This is a genomic window from Rhodomicrobium lacus (assembly GCF_003992725.1).
GTDB lineage: Bacteria > Pseudomonadota > Alphaproteobacteria > Rhizobiales > Rhodomicrobiaceae > Rhodomicrobium > Rhodomicrobium lacus.
On sequence record NZ_RZNF01000004.1, the window covers coordinates 183,646 to 205,940 of the forward strand.

The 22,295-nt window shown below is 63.7% G+C and carries 16 protein-coding genes and 1 tRNA gene; 9 read left to right on the top strand and 8 right to left on the bottom strand.

What is annotated here, in order from left to right; all coding sequences use genetic code 11:
* Nucleotides 1-47 precede the first annotated feature (47 nt).
* Nucleotides 48-1,283: a peptidoglycan L,D-endopeptidase MepK gene (mepK, locus tag EK416_RS07105; RefSeq protein WP_245433974.1), complete on the top strand. Its 1,236-nt coding sequence runs from the start codon at nt 48-50 to the stop codon at nt 1,281-1,283.
* Between the two features lie 142 nt (nt 1,284-1,425).
* Here mepK and EK416_RS07110 read toward each other — a convergent pair whose 3' ends face one another.
* Both EK416_RS07110 and EK416_RS07115 read right to left on the bottom strand, forming a co-directional pair.
* Nucleotides 1,426-1,974 (bottom strand): sugar O-acetyltransferase, encoded by a 549-nt coding sequence (locus tag EK416_RS07110; protein WP_210210982.1) that lies wholly within the window; start codon nt 1,972-1,974, stop codon nt 1,426-1,428.
* Nucleotides 1,937-3,664 (bottom strand): thiamine pyrophosphate-binding protein, encoded by a 1,728-nt coding sequence (locus EK416_RS07115; protein WP_127076813.1) that lies wholly within the window; start codon nt 3,662-3,664, stop codon nt 1,937-1,939. The genes EK416_RS07110 and EK416_RS07115 overlap by 38 nt, the downstream gene beginning before the upstream one ends.
* Nucleotides 3,665-3,976: 312 nt before the next feature.
* Here EK416_RS07115 and fsa point away from each other — a divergent pair, with 312 nt between their 5' ends.
* The 4 genes from fsa to EK416_RS17695 all read left to right on the top strand — a co-directional run bounded on the left by fsa (nt 3,977) and on the right by EK416_RS17695 (nt 7,263).
* Entirely contained in the window at nt 3,977-4,657 is a 681-nt protein-coding gene (fsa, locus tag EK416_RS07120; RefSeq protein ID WP_127076814.1) for a fructose-6-phosphate aldolase, read from the top strand.
* Nucleotides 4,635-5,693 carry a tyrosine recombinase XerC gene (locus tag EK416_RS07125; RefSeq protein WP_181952125.1) on the top strand — a complete coding sequence of 353 codons (1,059 nt, stop codon included), beginning with the start codon at nt 4,635-4,637 and terminating at the stop codon, nt 5,691-5,693. The genes fsa and EK416_RS07125 overlap by 23 nt, the downstream gene beginning before the upstream one ends.
* 95 nt (nt 5,694-5,788) lie before the next feature.
* Nucleotides 5,789-6,676 (top strand): ParA family protein, encoded by an 888-nt coding sequence (locus tag EK416_RS07130; RefSeq protein WP_127076815.1) that lies wholly within the window; start codon nt 5,789-5,791, stop codon nt 6,674-6,676.
* Entirely contained in the window at nt 6,673-7,263 is a 591-nt protein-coding gene (locus EK416_RS17695) for a hypothetical protein (RefSeq protein WP_164729904.1), read from the top strand. The genes EK416_RS07130 and EK416_RS17695 overlap by 4 nt, the downstream gene beginning before the upstream one ends.
* 99 nt (nt 7,264-7,362) lie before the next feature.
* Here EK416_RS17695 and EK416_RS07145 read toward each other — a convergent pair whose 3' ends face one another.
* From EK416_RS07145 to EK416_RS07170, 6 genes are all read right to left on the bottom strand, one after another.
* A complete protein-coding gene (locus EK416_RS07145) occupies nt 7,363-8,112 on the bottom strand; it encodes an outer membrane protein (protein WP_127076818.1) in 750 nt (249 codons plus the stop codon).
* A gap of 264 nt (nt 8,113-8,376) precedes the next feature.
* Nucleotides 8,377-9,678 (bottom strand): dicarboxylate/amino acid:cation symporter, encoded by a 1,302-nt coding sequence (locus tag EK416_RS07150; protein WP_127076819.1) that lies wholly within the window; start codon nt 9,676-9,678, stop codon nt 8,377-8,379.
* A 506-nt stretch (nt 9,679-10,184) separates the two neighbouring features.
* A complete protein-coding gene (locus EK416_RS07155) occupies nt 10,185-13,085 on the bottom strand; it encodes a valine--tRNA ligase (RefSeq protein WP_127076820.1) in 2,901 nt (966 codons plus the stop codon).
* A gap of 154 nt (nt 13,086-13,239) precedes the next feature.
* Nucleotides 13,240-14,952: a DUF2497 domain-containing protein gene (locus tag EK416_RS07160; RefSeq protein WP_127076821.1), complete on the bottom strand. Its 1,713-nt coding sequence runs from the start codon at nt 14,950-14,952 to the stop codon at nt 13,240-13,242.
* A gap of 119 nt (nt 14,953-15,071) precedes the next feature.
* Complete coding sequence (locus EK416_RS07165) at nt 15,072-16,739, bottom strand: TolC family outer membrane protein (RefSeq protein ID WP_127076822.1); 1,668 nt, start codon at nt 16,737-16,739, stop codon at nt 15,072-15,074.
* 438 nt (nt 16,740-17,177) lie between these two features.
* Complete coding sequence (locus EK416_RS07170; RefSeq protein ID WP_210210983.1) at nt 17,178-17,846, bottom strand: protein-L-isoaspartate O-methyltransferase family protein; 669 nt, start codon at nt 17,844-17,846, stop codon at nt 17,178-17,180.
* A 131-nt stretch (nt 17,847-17,977) separates the two neighbouring features.
* On the opposite strand from EK416_RS07170, the gene EK416_RS07175 reads away from it, so the two are divergent.
* The 4 genes from EK416_RS07175 (at nt 17,978) to EK416_RS07190 (ending at nt 22,239) form a co-directional block, all read left to right on the top strand.
* Nucleotides 17,978-18,051: transfer RNA gene (locus EK416_RS07175), tRNA-Cys, on the top strand.
* Between the two features lie 471 nt (nt 18,052-18,522).
* Nucleotides 18,523-19,518 carry an iron ABC transporter substrate-binding protein gene (locus EK416_RS07180; RefSeq protein ID WP_127076824.1) on the top strand — a complete coding sequence of 332 codons (996 nt, stop codon included), beginning with the start codon at nt 18,523-18,525 and terminating at the stop codon, nt 19,516-19,518.
* Nucleotides 19,519-19,702: 184 nt separating this feature from the next.
* Nucleotides 19,703-21,205: an ABC transporter permease gene (locus EK416_RS07185; RefSeq protein ID WP_245433976.1), complete on the top strand. Its 1,503-nt coding sequence runs from the start codon at nt 19,703-19,705 to the stop codon at nt 21,203-21,205.
* A complete protein-coding gene (locus EK416_RS07190; protein WP_245433977.1) occupies nt 21,202-22,239 on the top strand; it encodes an ABC transporter ATP-binding protein in 1,038 nt (345 codons plus the stop codon). The genes EK416_RS07185 and EK416_RS07190 overlap by 4 nt, the downstream gene beginning before the upstream one ends.
* Nucleotides 22,240-22,295 lie beyond the last annotated feature (56 nt).

A 22,295-nucleotide genomic window follows, 5' to 3' on the forward strand; every position in this document is an offset into this window, starting at 1 on the left:
GAGTAGAGAACACCAGCGCTCATGGGCGCGAAACAGGGGTTCAACTGGTGAAAGTTGTTGCGTTTGGCGGCGTACGCAGCCTGTTGACGGCTGCGATGGTTTCGTTATGCGTTGCGTTCAGCTTCCTTGCGACGGGAGTTTCCGCCGAGGAACGCACGATCTCGATGTACAACATCCATACGAAGGACACGATCAAGATCACCTTCAAGAAGGATGGGCGCTACATCCCTGAAGCTCTCGAAAAGCTCAACTACTTCATGCGCGACTGGCGCCGGAACATGACCATCAAGATGGATCCGCGCCTGATCGATCTCATGTGGGAGTTGCATAACGAACTCGGCTCGAAAGAACCGATCCACCTCATTTGCGGCTATCGCTCATCCGGCACGAACGAGCTTCTGCGCCAGACGCGCGGCGGACAGGCACGCAACAGCCGCCACATCACTGGGCAAGCCGCCGACCTCATGTTCCCCGACGTGCCGCTGAAACAGCTTCGCTATTCGGCGCTGGTGAAGGAGCGCGGCGGCGTCGGATACTACCCCGAATCCGGCCTTCCCTTCGTGCATGTCGACACCGGCAATGTCCGCCACTGGCCGCGCATCACGCGCCCGGAACTCGCGGTGATCTTTCCGGGCGGCCGCTCTCAGCATGTCCCCGCCGATGGCCGCCCGCTGACGCCGCAGGATTCGCGTTTCTATCTCGCGCAATGGAAGGAAAGCGGCAAGGAACTGCCCTGGGTCATCACGCATAAGCGCGCGTCCGGCACCATGCTCGCGAGCCTCGTGCCAACCGATGCGCCGCTGCTTCGCCGTGCAAGTCTTTCGATGCCTGAAGCAGCCCCGGCCGCTCCTGCGAAGGTGGAGAAGGCCGCGCCGAAAGACGCCGAGCGTCTGCATCCATCGATCATGCGCCTCCCGCAAACGCTCGCGAAGCCTGACAGCCTCGCCCGCGATCCCGAGGAACTGCCGGAGATTGCCGAGGAAGGCGAGGAGCAGGAAGACGACATTGTCTTCGAGCCGCTTCCCTCCGACACCCTTCTGTCCGAGAAGTCGCTCGCCTACGACATTCTGAAGGGCGAGACCGCGCAGCCGCCCGTCTTCCAGAACGTGAAGCTTCTCATGACATCGCCGTCTGCGATCACGGGCGAGGATTTCGAGCACGGTCTTCAGATCGAGGCGCTTTACGAAGCACATGTATTCAAGGGCCCCGCGATTCAGGTCGCGCTGCGCAGGAGCGCGGCGAGGCTAGCCGCCGCCAATGCGGGCGTTTCGCAAGCGAGATAGGCACTCGCGGGAAACGCATTGCAGGCGGGGGCCGGCTGGAGCAGCTCCGAGAAAAGCGCGAACCGGCTTTCCGTCCGGCATCGAGCTGAAACAGCGGGTCTGTGGGCCTCCTTTTAACCGGATGCGTTGCAGCGCCGAATTTTCATCGTGCCCGCGCCGGATTTCCGACGACGGTTGCACCCTCCGCCACATCGCGTGTAACGACGCTGCCCGCCCCGATCACCGCACCGTCGCCGATGGTAACGCCCGGCAGGACGATCGCGCCCCCTCCGATCCACACATCGCGGCCGATCCGCACAGGAAGGCCGCGTTCCAGTCCGCTCGCGCGCGTTGCGGCATCGCGAGGATGGTCGGCGGCGAGAAGCTGAACGTTAGGTCCGATGAGCGTGCGCTCGCCGATCGAGACGCGCGCCACGTCGAGGATGACGCAATTGAAGTTCACGAACGCCCCCGCACCGAGGCTGATGTTCGTGCCGTAATCGCAGAAGAACGGCGGCCGAATGAACGCGCCTTCGCCGACGAAAGAAAACCTCTCGGCGAGCATTGCATGAAGCTCGGTGGAGCTTGCCGCCATGGCCGCGTTATAGCGTTGCATCCATTGCGCCGCAGCTCGCCGTTCGGCGTCGAGTTCAGGATCTGTGGGGTCATAGAGTTCACCCGCGAGCATCTTTTCCTTGTCGGTCGGCATCAACTTCCCTCTGTGGTAATGCTTTTTGCTGCGCCGCCGTACGGATTTCGGCCAGCGTTCGGCCGGGGCTGATCGCGTCGGGATCGATGCGCAATTCGAGGATCGAGGGAAGGCCCGACGCGCGCGCCATCTCGAAGGCGGCGGGAAAATCTTCCGTGCGCTCGACCACCGCGCCATGACCGCCGAACGCGCGCGCATAGGCGGCAAAGTCGGGATTCCTGAGCGACGTTCCAGACACGCGTCCCGGATAATGCCGCTCCTGATGCATGCGGATGGTTCCATACATGCCGTTGTTCACGACGATGACAATCACGGCCGCGCCATATTGCACGGCGGTGGCGAACTCCTGCCCCGTCATGAGGAAATCGCCGTCGCCCGCAAACGTGACGACCGTGCGGCCCGGATGCACGAGCTTCGCCGCGACGCCCGCGGGCACGCCGTAGCCCATCGAGCCGGAAGTCGGGGCGAGGCCGGTGCCGCACTCGCGGTAAGTGTAGAAGCGATGCACCCAGGCGGCAAAGTTGCCCGCGCCGTTCGCGATGACCGCGTTGCCCGGAAGCGTCTCGCGCAGCCAGGCCACCACTTCGGCCAGCTGGAGGGCGCCCGGCGTCTTCTCCGGCGCGACCCACGCTTCATAATCCGCGCGCGCAGCCTCGCGCCACGCGGTCCATGCAGAGCCGTCGAGCGGCTTCATGTCTTCCAGTGCATCCGCGAAGGCATGGGGTCCGGCGTTGATGGCGAGGTCGGCCTGATAGACGCGGCCCAGCTCTTCCGCACCCGCGTGGATGTGGATGAAAGGCTGCTTCGGTTTCGGGATGTCGAACAGCGTGTAGCCCTGGCTCGGCATTTCGCCGAGGCGCGGGCCGAACGCGATGATGAGGTCGCTGTCGGCGATGCGCCGTTTCAGCGCCGGGTTGAGCGACATGCCGAGATCCCCCACGTAACACGGGCTCGTGTTGTCGAGATAGCTCTGGCGGCGCAGCGATGAGGCCACGGGCAGCCCCGTGCTTTCCGCGAACGCCTTCACCTTGAGCGCGACATCCTTGTCCCAGCCTCCGCCGCCGACGATCATCAGCGGGCGCTCACAGGCAGCGAGCCGCTTGCGAAACTCCGTCATTTGCGCGGGGCCTGGCGACGCCTCCACACGGCTGTAAGGCACGGCGTCGGCCACGGAGACCCGCTCGCGCAGCACATCCTCGGGCACCGCCAATACGACCGGCCCCGGGCGCCCGCTTGTCGCGGTGGCGAACGCGCGCGCCACATATTCCGGGATGCGAGCCGCCTCCTCGATCTCCGCCACCCACTTCGACACCTCGCCGAACATGCGGCGGTAATCGATCTCCTGAAAAGCCTCGCGGTCGCGCATGGAGCGGCCGACCTGCCCTACGATCAGGATCATCGGCGTCGAGTCCTGCCGCGCCACGTGAAGCCCGGCACTCGCGTTCGTTGCTCCCGGCCCGCGTGTGACCATGCAGATGCCCGGCTCGCCCGTGAGCTTGCCATAGGCTTCGGCCATCATCGCCGCGCCGCCTTCCTGCCGACACACGATATACGGCATGTCGCGCTCGTGATCGTAAAGCGCGTCCAGCACCGCGAGATAGCTTTCACCGGGTACACCGAAAATCATCCGCGCGCCGTGCAGGCGAAGCTGATCCGCCAGAATTCGACCGCCGCTCCTCGATGTTTGCGACACGCAACCTCCGATTTCTCGCCGTTGTGTCGTATATTTCGGAGAGTATCGCGCGTTTGCAACATGGCGCCGCTAATGTGGCTAACCGCCTGGAGGCGCGCCGATCGGATATGCATAGAATATCGATCAAATCAGATGGTATTAAAAGGGGCGATGGTTCCGCCGCCTTCCGGCCCCCGGCTGGAGCTTCAGCCGTCCTTATTCCTTGCCGTCGGGCGTTAAGCGCGGGTAACAAGGCAATTAACAGAATCTAAACCACGAACCGGCTAGGTTGCGCACTTGCCTTAAGCGCGCCTTCGCCAACAGGAGGCATCCATGAAATTCTTCGTCGATACGGCCGATGTAGCCGAAATCCGCGATCTCGCCGAAAAGGGACTGCTCGACGGCGTGACGACGAACCCGTCGCTCATCGCCAAGACAGGCCGCAACTTCCTTGAAACGATCCGCGAAATCTGCGCCATCGTGTCCGGTCCCGTCAGCGCGGAAGTTTCGTCCACCGATGCCGAGACGATGATCGCCGAAGGCCGCAAGCTCGCGCGCATCGCTGAAAATGTCACCGTGAAGGTGCCGCTCACCTGGGACGGCCTCAAGGCGTGCCGCACGCTCGCGAATGAAGGCACGATGGTGAACGTGACGTTGTGCTTCTCGGCCAATCAGGCGCTGCTCGCCGCGAAAGCGGGTGCGAGCTTTGTGTCGCCGTTCGTTGGCCGCCTCGACGACATCGGTGAAGACGGCCTGGGCCTGATCCGCGATATTCGCCAGATCTACGACAACTACCCGGATTTCGGCACGGAAATCCTCGCCGCCTCGCTGCGCAGTCCGCGTCACGTGACGGAAGCGGCGCTTGCGGGCGCCGACGTTTCCACCATTCCGCCCTCCATCATGAAACAGCTCGTCAATCATCCGCTCACCGAGAAGGGTCTCGCGACCTTCGTCTCCGACTGGGCGAAGACGGGCCAGACGATCCTCAACGATGACGACCTGCGGACCGTCTGAGGCGTGTTACGAGGAGCGCTCCGCGCTTCAGCCCTCTCCCGCCGAGGGAGAGGGCGTTTTCGTGCCCGACGATCAGCACCGCGATGACGATTATGGCCCCGAAACATTCGCGGCGCCCGATGTTCGCGACGCGGTGGCCGGATGGCTCTCATATCTTCGCGATGCGCGCCGTTACGCCGACAACACGCTCGAAGCCTACGAGCGAGACGCGCGACAATTCCTCACCCATCTCGCCGGGAAGGACGCAAGACCGGTCACGCTCGCGCGGCTGAACGCGCTGACACCTCACGACTTCCGCGGCTTCCTCGCCGACCGGCGCGACGACGGCGCGCAAAGCCGCTCGCTCTCGCGCACGCTTTCGGCGCTGCGCTCGTTCTTCCGCCTGCTCGAACGCACCGGAGCGCTGCAAAACCGCGCCATCCTCGCCGTCGCCCTGCCGAAGCTGCCGCCGCGCCTGCCGAAGCCCGTCACCGAGGCGAAGGCGAAGGAGGTTGTCGACGAAGCGGCGCTCGACGGTGAGCTTTCCGCGCATCCATGGACGGGCGCGCGCAATCAGGCGGTGCTTCTTCTCCTGTACGGCTCGGGCCTTCGCATTTCCGAGGCGCTCGCCCTCAACCGCAAGGATGCGCCGCTTGGACCGCGCGACGTCCTTCGCATCAAGGGCAAGGGCGGACGCGAACGCCTCGCGCCGGTGCTTCCCGTCGCGCAGACCGCCATCGCCGATTATATCGAGCAGTGCCCGCATAATCTGGAGCCGCAAGGGCCGCTGTTCGTCGGCGTGAAGGGCGGGCGGCTCAATCCGCGCATCGTGCAGCTTCTGCTCGCGCGATTGCGCACAAACCTCGCCCTGCCCGCGACCGCGACCCCGCACGCGCTGCGGCATTCCTTCGCAACGCACCTCCTGAGCCGTGGCGCGGACCTGCGCGTGATCCAGGAATTGTTGGGGCATTCCAGCCTTTCGACTACCCAGGGTTACACGGCTGTTGACCGCGACCGCCTCTTTCAGGCTTACTCCAAAGCGCACCCGCGGGCCTAAGTTGTGTACACTTGGCTCGCGCGAACCTTAACGACACGTCTCGGCTGATCGAATCGCGTATGCGCGCCGGAGGTGTCTCGTAAAGAGAGGGCGCGATGGGCATCATACTGACGGTCGCCAACCGCAAGGGCGGCGTGGGCAAGTCGACGATCACAACCATGCTCGCGCACGGCTTCGCCGCGACGGGCGAGCAGCGCGTGCTGGTGGTGGATCTCGACACGCAGTGCAATTCGTCGATCATCCTGACCGGCGGCGAGAAATGGGATTGGGCACGGCGCGACCGTAAAACCATCGCCGACTTCGTCAATGAGCGCTACGACAGGCCGCGTCTTGTGCCGGACGAGTTCATTTTGCACGACGTCGGCGACATCGAAGCGCCGGTCGGGCAACTTTCGGTTCTTTGCGGCTCGCTCGATCTCGAAGACGTGGAAAATGAGCTGCTGCACAACCGCGCGCGCGCCGGGCAAGATCTGCACGCCGCCGAACAGGGCATCGTCTCTCGGTTCGGCGCCATGCTCGAAGAGTTCGCCGACGCGTTCGATGTCGTGATCTTCGACTGCCCGCCCGGCCTCTCGTTCTCCGCGCGGGCGGCGCTCCGGATTGCACACAAGGTCATCGTGCCGTTTCGTCCGGACTTCGTGTCGAGCTACGCCATCGACCGGATTTCGACCGTGATCGAAGAAGGCAACGATCTTCGCACCGTGTTGTCCGTTCCGAAGGAGAAGCGCCGCTATATCGGCCTCGTGAATTTCTGGCGCGACGGCAATTTCCAGCGCCTGCATTACGGCAACGTGGCCGCCGCGCATCCGGTGATGCGCACCGCGATCCCTGAGGACGACAGCATCGCCGAAGCGTTCGAGTATCGCGGCGAGCCGCTTTCCCTCGACGAGAAGTACGGTTCGGCTGCGAGCGTCGTGCGCGCGCTCTGCGGCGAAACGGTCGATTCGATTATTCTGCGTTATGAGCGCGAGGCCGCCGCATGACCGAAGTGCAGACGAATGCCCTGATCCTGAAGCTGCGCGTGCTGTTCGATACCATCGCAAAGGAAGCCGAAGCGAACCCGACTTTCGCCCGGAAGGTCGAAGCTTCGCTTCACGGCATTCTCGACCGCGCAGCGGTCGTATCCAACGCGGAAAGCATCGCCCGCCGGTTCGCGCCGTCGCGCAGCGCACCTCAGTCGCCGCCGCCGCCGTGGGCACCCCCTGCCCCGTCGTCCTGGAGCCCGCCCGCGCCGCCGTCTCGCGCCACGCCTCCGCGGTCGGCGTGGTCTCCTCCCGCTCCGCCCCCCAGAACCACGCCGGACGGCCCTTCCATGCTCGACGGCGTAACGTTCGACCCCTTGGAATGCCACATCGAGGCGGCGGTCATGGGCGGGCGCGAACAAGAGGCACGCGCCTTTCTCGGGCGGCTCGACCGTTCGCAGCTTGAAGAAGTGGTGAAGGCGCAGCGCTTGCCCGGCCAGCGCTCGCTCACGCAGGCCATTCGCGATGCGGAACAGGCGTCAGCCGTCGACGCCATTGTGGACAGCGCCGCCGAGCGCGTAAAGAGGCGGTTTTCGGCTATCGGGTGAGGCGGTATCGCTCTCCTTGTCAGGAGCGCGAAGACGCACGCGTGCCAACGAGATAGGCAAACGGCGGCGCTCGCCGCCGTTTGCCTTGCAGGCGAAGTTTTACTTCAAGGGCTCGTAGCTCGAACTGCCGCCGAGCCGATAGTTGAGGCCGATCTTGGCGGTATGGAACGACGTTTCCGGCCCTTCGATCGTATTGCCGGCGGCGCTGGACAGATCCTCCTTGCCGAAGTCGACATACTGATATTCGCCCTTCAGCGACCAGTTCTGCGAAACCTTGTATTCGATGCCGCCACCAGCGGTCCAGCCGGTGCGCGTATCGTTGTTGTCGAACAGGACGCCCGCGTAGTCGAGCTTCTGGTTTGCGCCGCCGTAGGCGAAGCCGCCCGTACCGAAGAGCAGCGTGTTGCCGAAGGCATAGCCGAGGCGTCCGCGCAACGTTCCGAACCAGTCGGTGCTTTCGCGGCTCGTATATGCGCCGCTCCCGTCGGAGCCGCTGGATTTACCGTTCAGTCGCCCGGCCTGAATGTCGGTTTCCAGACCGTAGACGAAATTTCCGCTCTGGAAATTGTAGCCGATCTGACCGCCGCCGAACCCGCCATCGACGTCGCCGCGCGCGCCCTTCTCGCCTGAAGGAAGGTTGATCGAATCGTCACCCGCTCCCCAGGCGTAGCCGCCGTTGACGCCGACATAGAAGCCCGCCCAGGTATTGGGCTGAACGACCGGCGGTGGCGGTGCGTATGTGGTGGGTGCCGGCGCGCGATACATGTCGGCGGCGTTGGCGCCAAGCGGTCCTGAGATCGCGGCGCCGATGAGCGCAAGACAGAGAGACCGATAACGAACTGTGTGCATTTCCGAAAATCCCCCTCAGCGGAGCGCGCCCGGAAGGCCGCTCCCTTGATGTCGGATGGTTAAGGGTTGCTGAAAACAACAGCCGAACTTGGGCGATGGCAAGGCACGAGCAAGGTTTCGAGACAAGGCGAGGGTTCGCGGGAACCGAAGGCGGAGCCGATGCAGCAAAAACTTTGCAGGAAAAACAGAGGCATAACTGCCGCCGACCCCTGTGTGCGCCTCGCATGGCGGGCGGCCTGTCATGCCACCCGCCCGCGCATGACGTTACGCACCTGATCCGTGCGGTGTGGCAGACGGCTCCACCGGAGCGCCGTGACGGTCGAGGGCGGCGTGAAGCTTCTCCATGTCGAGCTGACCTTCCCATCGCGCGACGACGAGTGTCGCCACCGCGTTGCCGATGAAATTCGTCAACGCGCGGCATTCGGACATGAACCGATCGATACCGAGGAGCAGCGCCACACCGGCCACCGGTATCTCCGGCACGGCCTGCAAGGTGGCCGCAAGCGTGATGAAGCCGCCGCCCGTTACCGCCGCCGCCCCCTTCGAGGTGAGCATCGCAACGCCGAGGATCAGAAGCTCGTGGGACAGCGTGATATGCGTGTTCGTCGCCTGCGCGATGAACAGCGTCGCGAGCGTCATGTAGATGTTGGTGCCGTCGAGGTTGAACGAATAGCCGGTCGGCACGACAAGCGAGACGACAGGCCGCCCCGCACCCGCCGCCTCAAGCTTCTTCATAAGGAGCGGCAGAGCGCTTTCCGACGACGACGTGCCGAGCACGATCAGCAGTTCCTCGCGGATGTAGCGAAGCAGCTTGAAGATGTTGAAGCCGACGAGCTTCGCGATGATCCCGAGCACGATCGAAACGAACAGGAAGGCCGTGAGGTAGAACGTGAAGATCAGGAAAAGAAGATTGCCGATCGACTTGACGCCATAGGCGCCGACCGTGAAGGCCATGGCGCCGAATGCGCCGATGGGCGCGAACCGCATGATGATGCCGACCATGCGGAAGACGACCTTTTCACCGTAGCGCACCGCTTCCAGAACCGGTTCGCCTTCCTTGCCGAGCGCGCTGATCGCGATGCCGGTCAGGATCGCCACGAACAGCACCTGAAGGATCTCGCCGCTCGTCAGCGCGCTGAAGACGGTTTCCGGGATGATGTGGATGATGAAATCCACCATCGAGGTGTGCGCGGCGTTGCTGGTGATCTTTGAAACGGCGTTCGTGTCGAGAGTGGCGGGGTCAATATTGAAGCCCGCCCCCGGCTGGAGGGTACGCGCCACGATAAGGCCCACGACGAGCGCGAAGGTGGACACCACCTCGAAATAGATCAGCGCCTTGCCGCCGACGCGGCCGACGCGCTTCACATCGCCCATGGCCGCGATGCCGACCACCACGGTGCAGAAGATCACCGGCGCGATGATCATCTTGACGAGTTTGATGAACCCTTCGCCGAAAGGCTTCATCGCAGCGCCGAGATTGGGGAAGAAGTAACCAAGCAAAATGCCGATGGCGACGGCGATCAGAACCTGGACGTAGAGTATCTTGTAGAAAGGTTTCTTCTGCATTGGTTTCCGACCGCGCGAACACTCGCCCGGAAATCTCGTTTCCAGGCGGCTTTGTGCCGGGCGGCTCCCGCGAAATCTGTTCGATTGCGCCGTCTGCTGACGACGCGCTACCCCGATCCCATTCAGGCGAATGGCGCGGCACCCCATACACCTATGGGCGGCGACTTAACAGCGATAAAAATGCGAATGTCGCATCTCGTTTAGTCAGCTTTTTCTTCGCGGATAAACTTAAGCCACCGAAAACGCGCGAAACAGGGTTCGGCGGTCACCATCCATGACTAAACCGCAATGGCGCATCGACTCAAACGCAATGCCCGCAGGAACCGTTCGCGTTCCAGAAGCTGCGGCTGGCGAAATCTTTCTGCGCGGCCACGCGCGACTCGAAATGAACCAATACGCATGGCGCCGCGCGCACGAAAGAAAATATCGCGGCGTCGGGCCGGGAGGCGCGGCTTCGCCACGGGCAACAAGCGTCGCCCATCGCGAAGCTGGCCGCCGCTTCGCCGTCAGGCGACGTTGGCAAGCCGTTGAAGCGCGGCTTTCAGGCGTTCGGCAGCGGCTACCGCCTCGGCGCGGCGCTCGCGGTTATCCTCCAGAACTTCTTCAGCCGCTTTCGCCACGAACTGCTCGTTCGCGAAGCGCGCGTCGATCTTGGTGATCTCGGATTCGTGCTTGCCGATTTCCTTCTTCAGCCGCTCGCGCTCGGCCGCGATGTCGATCACGCCCGCCAGCGCCAGCGCCATCGTCGCCTCGCCCAGCACGAACTGCGCGGAGCCTTGCGGCGGCACATCCGCGAAGCCGATGTCCGACAGCCGCGCCATGCGCTTCAGGAAAGCCTCATAGCGGGCCGCGCGCGCCTTCGTGTCGTCCGTCGCGCCGGTGAGCGTGAGCGGCAGGAGCGTTGCGGGCGGCACGTTCATTTCAGAGCGCAGCGAGCGGATTTCGCTGATGAGGTCGATCACCCAGTCGATCTCCGCGAGCGCTGCGGCGTCCGTGTCGCGCGCGGGGGTCGGCCACGGGGCGAGCGCCAGCAGCGACGTGCGCGCGGGGCCATCTTCGCCCGTCACCGTCCAAAGCTCCTCGGTGACGAAGGGCATGAACGGATGGAGCAGCTTCAGGATTTCGTCCAGCGCCCACGCAGCGGTGGCTTGTGTCTCGGCCTTGGCGGCTTCATCCTCGCCCATGAACACGGGCTTGGCGAATTCGAGATACCAGTCGCAGAAGCGGTTCCACACGAAGCGGTAGACCGCGCCTGCCGCGTCGTTGAAGCGGTACGCCTCGATGGCTTCGGTGACGGCGGCGGCGGTCGCCTGCGCCTCGGCATAGATCCAGCGGTTGAGCGTGAGCTTCGCGGCGGCGGGGTCGAAGCCCTCCTTCCGCACGCAGCCGTTCATCTCGCAGAAGCGCGCCGCGTTCCAGAGCTTCGTCGCGAAGTTGCGATAGCCCTCGATGCGCTGCATGGAGAGCTTCACGTCGCGGCCCTGCGCCGCCATCGCCGCCATGGTGAAGCGCAGCGCGTCGGCGCCGTAATTGTCCATGACGGAGAGCGGATCGACGACATTGCCCTTCGACTTCGACATCTTCGCGCCTTTTTCGTCGCGGACGAGCGCGTGAATGTAGACGTCGCGGAACGGCACCTCCTTCTCGAAGTGCAGCCCCAGCATCATCATGCGGGCGACCCAGAAGAAGATGATGTCGAAGCCGGTGACGAGCACCGATGTCGGGTAGTAGCGCTTGAGTTCCGGCGTCTCGTCGGGCCAGCCGAGCGTCGAGAACGGCCACAAGCCGGACGAGAACCACGTGTCGAGCACGTCTTCATCGCGCGCAAGCGTCGCGGCCTTGCCGTAGTGTTCGCGGGCAAGCGCCTGCGCCTCCGCCTCGTCATGCGCAACGAAGATATGGCCGTCAGGCCCATACCATGCCGGGATCTGATGCCCCCACCAGAGCTGGCGCGAGATGCACCACGGCTGGATGTTTTCGAGCCACTGGAAGTAGACGGTGCGCCAGTTCTCCGGCACGAAGCGCGTCCTGCCTTCGCGCACGGCGGCGAGCGCGGGCTGCGCCAGCGTCTTCGCGTCGACGTACCACTGGTCGGTCAGGTACGGCTCGATGACGACATTCGAGCGGTCGCCATAAGGCACCTTCATCAGATGCGGCTCGATCTTCTCGACGAGGCCCAGCGCCACGAGATCGGCGACGACGCGTTTGCGCGCCTCGAAGCGGTCGAGCCCCCGATACGCCTCCGGAATGGAATACACCGCCGATGGGCCAACCAATCCATCATCGTCTGAATGTATGACATTGGGATTGTTCGGATCCGGAGCGCGATGCCCCCATGAAAAATCATCGAAAACTGACGTCTTCAATGTCCCATCAGGGCGCAAGAGGTTGATCGGCTCGTCCATCCCGGTGGCGGCCTTGATCTCAGCGCGGTGCCGCTTCCACACCTCGAAGTCGTCGGTGTCGTGCGCGGGCGTGATCTTCACCGCGCCGGACCCCTGTTCCGGGTCGGCGTGCTCATCGGCGACGATGGGGATTTCGCGGCCCACCAGCGGCAGGATCACCGTCTTGCCGATATAAGGCTTCCAACGCTCGTCCTCGGGGTTCACCGCGACGGCCATATCGCCCAGCATCGTTTCGGGGCGCGTGGTGGCGACGACGACGAACTTGCGGTCGAGCTTCTCCGCGTCCTTGATCGGATATTTGAAATAGTAGAGATGGCCGCTCGGATCGCGGTCGATGACCTTGGCGAAGGCGACCGCATCGAAGGGCTTTTCCTCCGCCGTCTTTTCGGACCACGTAAAATTGCCCTTTTTCTCGACCGATATCACCTCAAGATCCGAGATCGCGGTTTGCAGCTTCGGGTCCCAGTTGACGAGCCGCTTGTCCTTGCGGATCAGGCCGTCGTTGTAGAGGTCGACGAACACCTTGACGACGGCGCGCGACAGCCCTTCGTCCATGGTGAAGCGCTCGCGCGACCAGTCGCACGACGCGCCGAGCCGCTTCAATTGGTTGACGATGGTGCCGCCGGAATGCTCCTTCCACGCCCAGACGCGGCGCAGGAATTCCTCGCGCCCGAGGTCGCGGCGCGACGGCTCCTGCTTCTCCATCAGCTGGCGCTCGACAAGGCTTTGCGTCGCGATGCCCGCATGGTCGGTGCCGGGCTGCCAGAGCACGTCGCGGCCGCGCATGCGGTAGAACCGCGCGAGCACGTCCTGAAGCGTGTTGTTCAGCGCGTGGCCCATATGCAAGGAGCCCGTCACGTTCGGCGGCGGAATTACGATCGAATACGGCTCCGCCTTCGGATTGACTTCGAGCGCTTTCCCGGCGCGGAAGGCTTCTGCGTCCTCCCAGGCTTTGGACATGCGCGGTTCGATGGCGGCGTGATCGTAAGTTTTTTCCAACATTGGCGTGAGCGCCTGATTTTATGAGCTTGAAGGTCCGGTAGATGTAGAAAAACGGCAAGCGCGCGGCAACCGCTAAAGCGGGCCGCGCCGGGTTGCCTTGTGCATCGCGAGTCGAAAGCCGCGAGGATGCGAGCGAAGGCGAGCCAGCGCTCGCCTATACCTGATCGTCCGCTTTCGGGAAAACACCGCGTGCCGCGATCTCGTCGCGGATGGCGCTTTCGAGGATGCGCGGCATGTTCTCGTTGAGCCACTGCACCAGCATCGGACGCAGCATCTCACGAACGGCGGCTTCGAGCGGTCCCGTTGCGGTCGGCGGAACCGCGGCAGCCGGAGACGGCGCGGGCGCCTGCACGTGCGCTTGTTGCGCGGGTAGCGCTTGCGATGGATAAGACGGCGACGGCTGCTCCGCGCCGATGAAGCGGGCCTGCGCGAGCGGCGGCTCCGCCTCTTCAACGACGGGTTCCGGCTCCGGTTCGGACGCAGCCGCTTCGGACGCGGGCTCACTGTCAAACGAGGTGGAAGCCAGTAGCCAAGGTGCAAAATCGGGGCGAGGACCACGCTGAACCGGGGCGTCGAAATGGTGCTCCGGCTCCTGTTCGAAATGCGCCTGGTGAAAATGCTCTTGTCCGACGCTGCGGTCATCGGGCGCGCCAGCTTCGTCGGCCTGTGCCTCCTCCGACGGCAGATCCTCGGACCGTGCCTCCCCGATCTCGCGGAAATGCTCCGTTTCGGGAGACACAGCCTGCGCGATCTCGGTCTCGGCATCCTCCGACTGCACGGGGTCGGCAGCCTCTGCCGAAGCATCGGGCGCTGCATCTTCGGTCTTCAACGGCGCTTCCTGCGCGGTCATAGGCTCGAAAGCGGCAGCTTCGCGGCCCTCTGCCTCCTGATCCTCTTCGTCGTTCACGTCGTGGCGGAAATCGTGGCGCAAGACTTCGTCGAGCAGGCTCGGAAGGGGCTGCACGGTCTTGCCAGCGCTCTGGCGCTCCATGGCGCTGGCGAAGCTTTCGGTCACCTCGGCCTTCCGGTCGTCCGCAAGCGTCTCGAAATCGACCTCGCCGGCCTGCGCGAGTTCCTCGGCGTCCATCGCCTCGACGGCGTCGCGTGCCAACCGCTCGGCGAGGACGGCCATTGCCGAATCTTCCGGCCCGGTGGCGGCATTCGCCTCCGGCTCCGGCGCGGCAGCGGCCTGGGTCTTCGGAGTTTCCTCCGCGCGCGGCTGGATATCCTGCGGAATGAGCGGCACCGGACCTGCGGCGGGAATGGGCATGTGAATGTCTTCGGCCCATCGCTTCTGCGGCCTCGGCGCGGTGGCGTCGGAGGCCGTGCGCGGTGTGACGGGTGCGGCCGGGATGGGGGTTGCGGCGGGCGCGCCAGGCAGCTCCCGCCGCGACCAGATCGAGCGCGGAGGCGCCTGCACCGGACGCGGCTGAACGTCATGCGAATCGCCCCCCGAACCGGGTGTTTCGCGACGATATGGCTCCGCGCCGGTCGTCTCGGCCCGCGGCGTTTCGAGATGCGCGGCAACGCGCTCCATTGGCGACATCGCCTGCGCGCTCACGGGATGAACCGCCGGGCGCTCTTCCCGCGCGGCAACGGGTGCTTGCGCAACGGGTTCCGCCTTCTGCGCTGGCCGGTGATTTGGCTCAGTCCCGGCCGAAACCGAAGGCGCTGCCCGCTCCACCGGAAACACAAGTTCCTCGGTGAGGTCGAGAACGTCGTCTTCGACGGGCCTGACGGGAGATCCGGCTGATGTGGGACGCCCGCTCTCGGTTGCAGACGGTTTGCCGTCCTCAGAGATAATCGAGCGGATGGAGGCGAGAATCTCCTCCATCGACGGTTCGGGAGCCTGATCTGCGCGGTTCATGCCAATCACCCTGTACGAGCGCGCCCGCCTTTGAGCGGGCACGTTTCACCTATGCCTGAATCACCGCTGGAAACCAGCCGCATCAGGCTAGTGTCATCGGAAAGGCTTCGCCACCGGTTTCACGGGATTTGCGGCAGTTTTTGGGTATAAGCAGGACCATCGGCCGAATCCTGCCCCGGAAGAAGCCCCGGATCCTCGACGGGAACGACGCGCGGATCTTCCTGACTTTCAACTGACGCACCCCAGCCATACCACGCATCCTTGACCTGGGCGTAATAGCGGGTTGGATCGTAAAGTTCCGCCTGAAGCGAGATATCGGAGGCCGTGAGGCGTCCCATGCCCGAAAGCACCGAGTACGACGCCACGACGAGGTCGCGGCGGTAGGACACGAGATTGACCTGCGCATTCAGGTTCTGCTGCTCCGAATTCAGCACGTCGAGCAGCGTGCGCTGGCCGACGCGCTCTTCTTCGCGCACGCCCTGAAGCGCGATTCTTGTCGCCTCGACCGCCGCCTCACCGGCGGCGACGTTGCCTTTCGCGGCGATCAGAAGACCCCAGGCCGAACTGACCTGCTGGCGAGCGATTTCGCGTGCTTCGTCGATCTGCTGGCGACGCTGGGACAGCGTCTCGATCTCGGCGCGGATACGGGCCGAAACCTCGCCGCCCTCGTAGATCGGAATGTTGAGACTGCCGACGATGCGCGCATCGTCATACTGGTTGATCAGCGGACTCTGCGTCTGCGCGCCCTTCGTATAGCTCGCCTCGACGGTAAGCTGGGGCAGGAGTTCGCCCTTCACCTGCTTGACCTGATGCTGCTGCGCGCGCTCGCGAAAGAGGGCGGAGAGAATGAGCGGGTTCTCGGACTGCGCGACAGCGATCGCCTCGTCGAGCGTCTTGGGAAGCAGATTGGTCGCCGGACCCGGATCGCGCAGCGTTCCCGGCGGATGGCCGATATACTGCGCGAATCGGGCCTGGTCGCCGTAAAGCGTGCCCTGAGCGATGGACAGATCCGCTTGCGACTGGGCGAGACCAGACTGGGCCTGCGCCACGTCCGTGCGCGTCACCTCGCCCACCTTGAAGCGGTCCTCGGTCGCGCGCAACTGTTCGGCCAGGACTCGGACATTGTTCTGGCGAAGGTTCACGATTGCCTGATCGCGCACCACGTCCATATAGGCGGTTGCCGCGTTCAGAAGCATCGTCTGCTCGGAATTGCGCACATCCTCGCGGCCCGCCTCTACGGAAGCCTCGGCGCCCTTGACGTTGTTGTAGGTACGAAAACCGTCGAACACGTTCTGCTGCACGGCGATCTGCGCCGTGCGGGGATTGTAGAGGCCGTTCGAAGCCTGCGAGCTATCGAACACACTGATTGGAATGCTGCCGTTCACTTTCCCATCGGTGCAATCCGTGGCGCACAAAGCAATATTTTGGTCCGCACCGAAGCCACTGCTTTGATACCGCGTGCGCGTATCGGCGCGGCCTGCCTGAAGCGTGGCGCTGACGCGAGGCCTGTACCCCGATTTGGCGCGCGCGACCTGGTTGTCCGTCGCACGCAGTTGCGCCCTCGCCGCCTTCAGCGTCGGGTTATATAGATAAGCGGCGGTCAACGCTTCCTTAAGGCTCTCGGCGCTGACAGAACCTCCCAGAGCAATGCTCAAGGCCAAGGCCGAGCAAAGCGTCCTGGAAGCTCTGACGAAACGGGAGGAAAAACTTCTTAACGGCATGGACTGCTTCCGTTGTTCGAACCCGCACCAACGCATGCACCACATCGTCAACGCGGCACAGAGCATGTGCCTGCGGAAAGCTATCCATGAGAAGGCATAAGCAAAAGTAAAATCGGCTCGTCACCAGTGCTTTTCGGAGGTTTTTGCGTGGGCCCGTTGCTAAGTTGCCGCAGCGACGATAATTCTGTGACAATACGTTACGCTCTGCGAAGATCTTGCGACGTATCCTTACAATTGCGCGGAATATCGGAACGATTCGTTAAGGGCTTGATGCCTGATTACCAACCCGCAATCCAGGTTGATTCCCAATACGCAGTCTGGTTTCGAAATGAACTGCATGGAAGGCGCCAGTTTTGCCAAAACTCACAGCGCCTTCTGATTCTCATAGCGCCTTCCGATTCCGGGAAAAAGCGTTCGCGGCCGAAAACGCGGCACCGCCGCCTTCTGATTCCATCAAAGGCGCGCTCTAATTCTGAAAGAACCGCTCCCGCTTCCGGGGGCACCCTAGAACGTGAATTGCGGCTGTGGTTCGAAGCCCGGAAGGTAGTCTGCCGACGCGTCGAAGAGCGGGCGCCCGGAGACGACGTCGCCGCTTTTCTCATAAAGCCACGCGCGGCCGAGCCAGCCCCGGCGCATAATCGCGACGAGCCGTCCGCCATCGGCAAGCTGGTCGAACAGGGCCTTCGGCTCCTCCGCCACCGCACCATTGACGACGATGAGGCTGAACGGCTTTTGCGAGGGCACACCTTTTTCGAGCGCACCCGCGTGAACGCCGACGTTGCTTGCACCCAGAAGGGAAAGGCGTTTCTTCATGGCATCGGCCAGCGCAGCCGACGTTTCGAGCGCGTCGACCTTGGCAGCGATGCGCGAGAGGATCGCCGCGCTGTAGCCCGTGGCCCCGCCGACGTCGAGCACGTGGTCTTCGCGGGAAGGCTCCACCGCCTCAAGGAGCCTTGCGAGCACCATCGGCTGCAGAAGATAGCGCGCGGGTTCATCGCCCTGGGCTTCAACGGCGAGCAAACCCTCGTCGATATAGGCGAGCTGTTGCCGATTCTCGGGAACGAACAGCTCGCGCGGCAGCGAGGCGAACGCATCCAGTATGAGAGGGTCGCGCACCCCATTGGGCCTGATTTGCGATTCGACCATGTGAAGCCGCGCCGTTGCAAAATTCATCGTCTGCCGTGCCCCGAAAGTTCCTTGCGCTGCGATGGGTAACAAAAAATGGCGCACGTGAACAGAGGCACGAAAACGCATTGCATGGACACTTTTCATGCGCCGACGATCATGCTACCAAGTCAGGCAGAGGCCACGTGGCGGAGTGGTGACGCATCGGACTGCAAATCCGCGCACCCCGGTTCGATTCCGGGCGTGGCCTCCATCTTTCGCCTCGTGCGACGGGCTTTCGCGCACCCAGCCACATCCGACAAAATCGCACCAAGCGCCATAACCGGGTTACGCCTCGGGATACTCGGTTCGTTGCGCGCCCGACAACACGGCGCGAGGGAGCGGATTGCGACTCGATCCCGGCGCTGGCGGCTCTATCGCCTTTCCCCGTACTGCAAGCCGGAACGCTTGACGCTTTGAAAGCGAGAGCCGCCAGGAATCTGGATGTCTTATGAATGCACCAGAATCGACACATTTCCGCCTAATTTGACAAAAAACTGAAGTATCTCGCGATGCGTCAGGCGACGGTCTCAGTATATACCGAAGTCAGAATCAGCGATAGTTAGCGGGTATCAATTTAGAATTATTGTATTTCTATATTATCCAGTAATTTGGAAGACTTGCCGTTTCGGCGAGTTTGCCTTAAATGCGAGGCTACACGCAGAAAAGGACACGGGAAGCCACCATGAGAAAAACTATTTTTGCCGGCGCGCTTTCAATCGCGACGATTATTTCAGGATTCGCTGCCAAGGCGCAGGAACTGACGGTGTATTCCGGTCGCGGCGAAAGCTTTGCCGGTCCCGTCTTCAGGATTTTCGAGGAGCAGACGGGAATCAAGGTCAAGGCGCGTTACGGCTCAACCGCGGAGCTGTCCGCGCTTCTGAAGGAAGAAGGCGCGAAATCGCCCGCCGATGTATTCCTCGCGCAGGATGCAGGCGCGCTGATCGAAAACCGCACGCTTTTCGCCGACGCGCCGAAGGTGCTGTCGGAAACCGCGCTGCCTGAGTTCCGCAGCAACGATCCGAAATGGCTCGCCACGTCCGGCCGCGCCCGCACGCTCGTCTACTCGAAGGAGCGCGTCAAAGCCGACCAGCTGCCGAAATCCGTGTTCGACCTGACGAAGCCGGAGTGGAAGGGCAAGGTCGGCTATTCGCCCAAGAACGCAAGCTTTCAGGCGTTCCTGACGGCGCTGCGCGTTCAGGAAGGCGAGGAAAAGGCGAAGGCTTTCGTCAAGGGGCTCGTCGATAACGGCGCGAAGACCTACGCCAACAATGTCGCCATCGTGCAGGCCGTCGCCGATGGCGAGATCGATGCGGGCCTCGTCAACTCCTATTACCTCACACGTTTCGTGGCGCGCGATGCGAAGGTTCCGGTGGCGCAGACATTCTTCGACAAGGGCGACATCGGCAATCTCCTGTTCGTGTCCGGCGCGGGTATCGTCGAGACGAGCAAGAACAAGGAGAACGCTGCAAAGCTTCTGGAGTTCTTCCTGAGCCCCGCCGTGCAGCAGCATTTCGCGAGCGCCGTCGGCGAGTATCCGGTCATCAAGGGCGTCATCCCGAACCCGACACTGACCGGCTCTCTCGCATCGCCGAAGGATTACGCGCCCAACGTTCCGCTGGAAAAGCTCGGCGACGTCAGCGCCACCAAGAAGCTCCTGACCGAACTCGGCCTCTTGTAACAATGAAACTCCGGACGGAAACGGCAAACGGGACGCGCAACACCCGCGATCAGGCGAGATGACCGCGCGGCAGCAAGCCTTCGCCGGGCGTCCGGCACCATGGATCAGGGTTTTCGGCCGTCGCGGCGCGCCCGGGCGAAAGCCACCTCTTTTTCTCATGCTGCCCGCCATCTTGGCGGGCGGCATGATGTTCATTCCGCTTGTCTATCTCGTCGTCAGGGCCGGCGCGACGGAGCGTACCGAACTTGCCGCGATCGTGCTCAGGCCCTTCACGCTGGAGGTCACGCTCAATACGCTCGCCCTCGTCGGCTCGGTGCTCGTTCTCGCGACGGCGATAGCGTTGCCGCTCGCGCTTCTCGTCACGCGCACGGACATCCCGGCGAAGCGGGCGATCACCATCCTCGCCACGCTGCCGCTTGCCATTCCGGGCTACGTGATGGCCTACGCGCTGATCGGGCTGTCCGGCTATTACGGACCGCTCAACGCGTTCTTCGGCCTGCGCCTTGCGCGCCCGGAGGGGTTGTTCGGCGCGGCGCTGGCGCTCTCGCTCTACACCTTCCCTTACGTCTTCCTGAACGTCCGCGAGGCGCTTCTCGGCCTCGATCCGGCGCTTGAGGAAACGGCTCGCAGCCTGGGCCGTTCGCCGCGCGCGGCTTTCCTGTCGGTGACGCTGCCGCACCTGCGACCCGCCCTCCTGTCGGCCTGGCTCGTCGTTGCGCTCTATACGCTCGGCGATTATGGCGCGATTGCCCTGATGCGCTACGACGTGCTCTCGTCCGCGATCTTCAGCCAGTACGCCAATGCGTTCGAGGTGAATTATGCCGCCTGGCTCGCGCTGATGCTGCTTGCGATCGCCGCAGCCTTTCTCGTGCTTGAAGGTGCCTTGAACCGGCAGCGTCGCCTCGCCCGGACCGGCACCGGAACGCGCCGGAATCCGCCCGTCTTGCTGCTGGGGCGATGGCGGTGGCTTGCGGTCGGCTTCGCAGGTCTGGTTCACCTCGTCTCGCTCGGCGTTCCGGCGCTCGTCATCGCCTTCTGGCTCTCGCGCGCCCCCGCCGATGTGGACTGGACCAAGGTGCCCGCCACGGTGCTCGGTACGCTTTCGGTGGCCCTTCCGGCCGCCGCGCTCGCCGTCGCCATCGCGGTGCCGGTGGCGCTTGTCGCAACGCGCTGGCCCTCGCGGCTGACCTACGGCATCGAGCGCATGACGTATTTCGGCTATGCCGTGCCCGCGCTTCCCTTTGCGCTCGCAACGGTTTTCTTCACGCTCGCCGTCGTGCCGGTCTTCTACCAGACGCTCGCGGTCCTTATAATTGCGCTCGCGCTGCACACCGCCGCGCTCGCCGTCGGCCCCGTGCGCGTCCGCCTCCTGCAAATCGGCCCGCGCGTCGAGGAAAGCGCGCGTTCTTTCGGCTATTCCGCGCCCGCCGCCTTTCGCCACGTCACGCTCCCGGCGCTCTCGCGAAGCGTGCTGGCCGGCGCGATCTTCGTCTTTATCGTGGTGGCGAAAGAACTGCCGATCACGCTTCTTCTCGCACCCTCCGGCTTCACTACCATGGCGATGAACGTTTTCAGCCGCACGCATGAGGGCATGCTCTACGAGGCCGCGCCCTATGCCGCGCTCATGATCGCCTTTTCCGCGGTCTCCGTTGCGCTGATGCTCCGTTCCGAAAGAAATCACCCGTGACACATCCCACGAACACCGACCGCCCCTTCCTTCGCATCGTGGGTGTTACGAAGCGCTTCGGCGATATGACGGCGCTCAAGGACGTTTCGCTCGACCTTCGCGAAGGCGAGATCCATGCTCTGATCGGGCCGTCCGGCTGCGGCAAGTCCACGCTTCTTCGCATCGTCGCCGGTTTCGAGACGGCGGACGAAGGTTCCGTTCATCTGGGGCAGCGCCGCATCGACACGCTCAAGCCCGAAGCGCGCGGCATCGGCATCGTCTTCCAGGACTATGCGTTGTTTCCGCATCTGACCGCAGCGCAAAACGTGGCATTCGCGCTGAAATATGCGAACGATACCCGTCGGGCCGCAGGGACCGCGCCCCTCCTGCGCATGGTTCGCCTCGATGGCCTCGAAAACCGCTTTCCCGACGAATTGTCGGGCGGACAGCAGCAGCGCGTTGCGCTCGCGCGGACCTTCGCGGCGGGCCCGCGCACCATCCTTCTCGACGAGCCGTTTTCCAATCTCGACGCCTCCTTGCGCGAGACGACCCGGCGCGAGATCCGCGACATCCTGAAGGCGAGCGGCCTCGGCATTCTGTTCGTCACCCACGACCGCGAGGAAGCGTTGTCCTTCGCCGACCGCATCACCGTGCTCCGCCAGGGGCGCGTCGAACAGACGGGCCTGCCGAAGGATCTTTATTTTCGCCCGGCTAACGCCTTCGTCGCGGGCTTTCTCGGTTCGACAAATCTCCTCGATGGCGTCGCGAACGGGGCGATTGCCGAAACGCCGCTCGGGCGCGTGAGCCTCGACCGGCCCGCAAGCGGCCACGTGCGGCTGTCGCTGCGCCCCGAATCGATCCGCATTGCGCCCGGGGGTGGCGAAGGCGTGCCCGCCACCGTCGCGAGCCTCGTGTTCAAGGGACACGACGCGTCGGCATTCGTACGCGTGGGCGAGACCACCTTCGAGGTGCTGACAACCGCATTGCTCGATATCGAGCCCGGGCAGTGCGTGCATGTCGCCGCGCGCTCGTGCGCCGTCGTACTGGAGGAGTAAAGCGCTTCTGGTGGGGACGAGGGCGGAGAAGCGAGCCTTCTGTCCGCCCTCGCGCT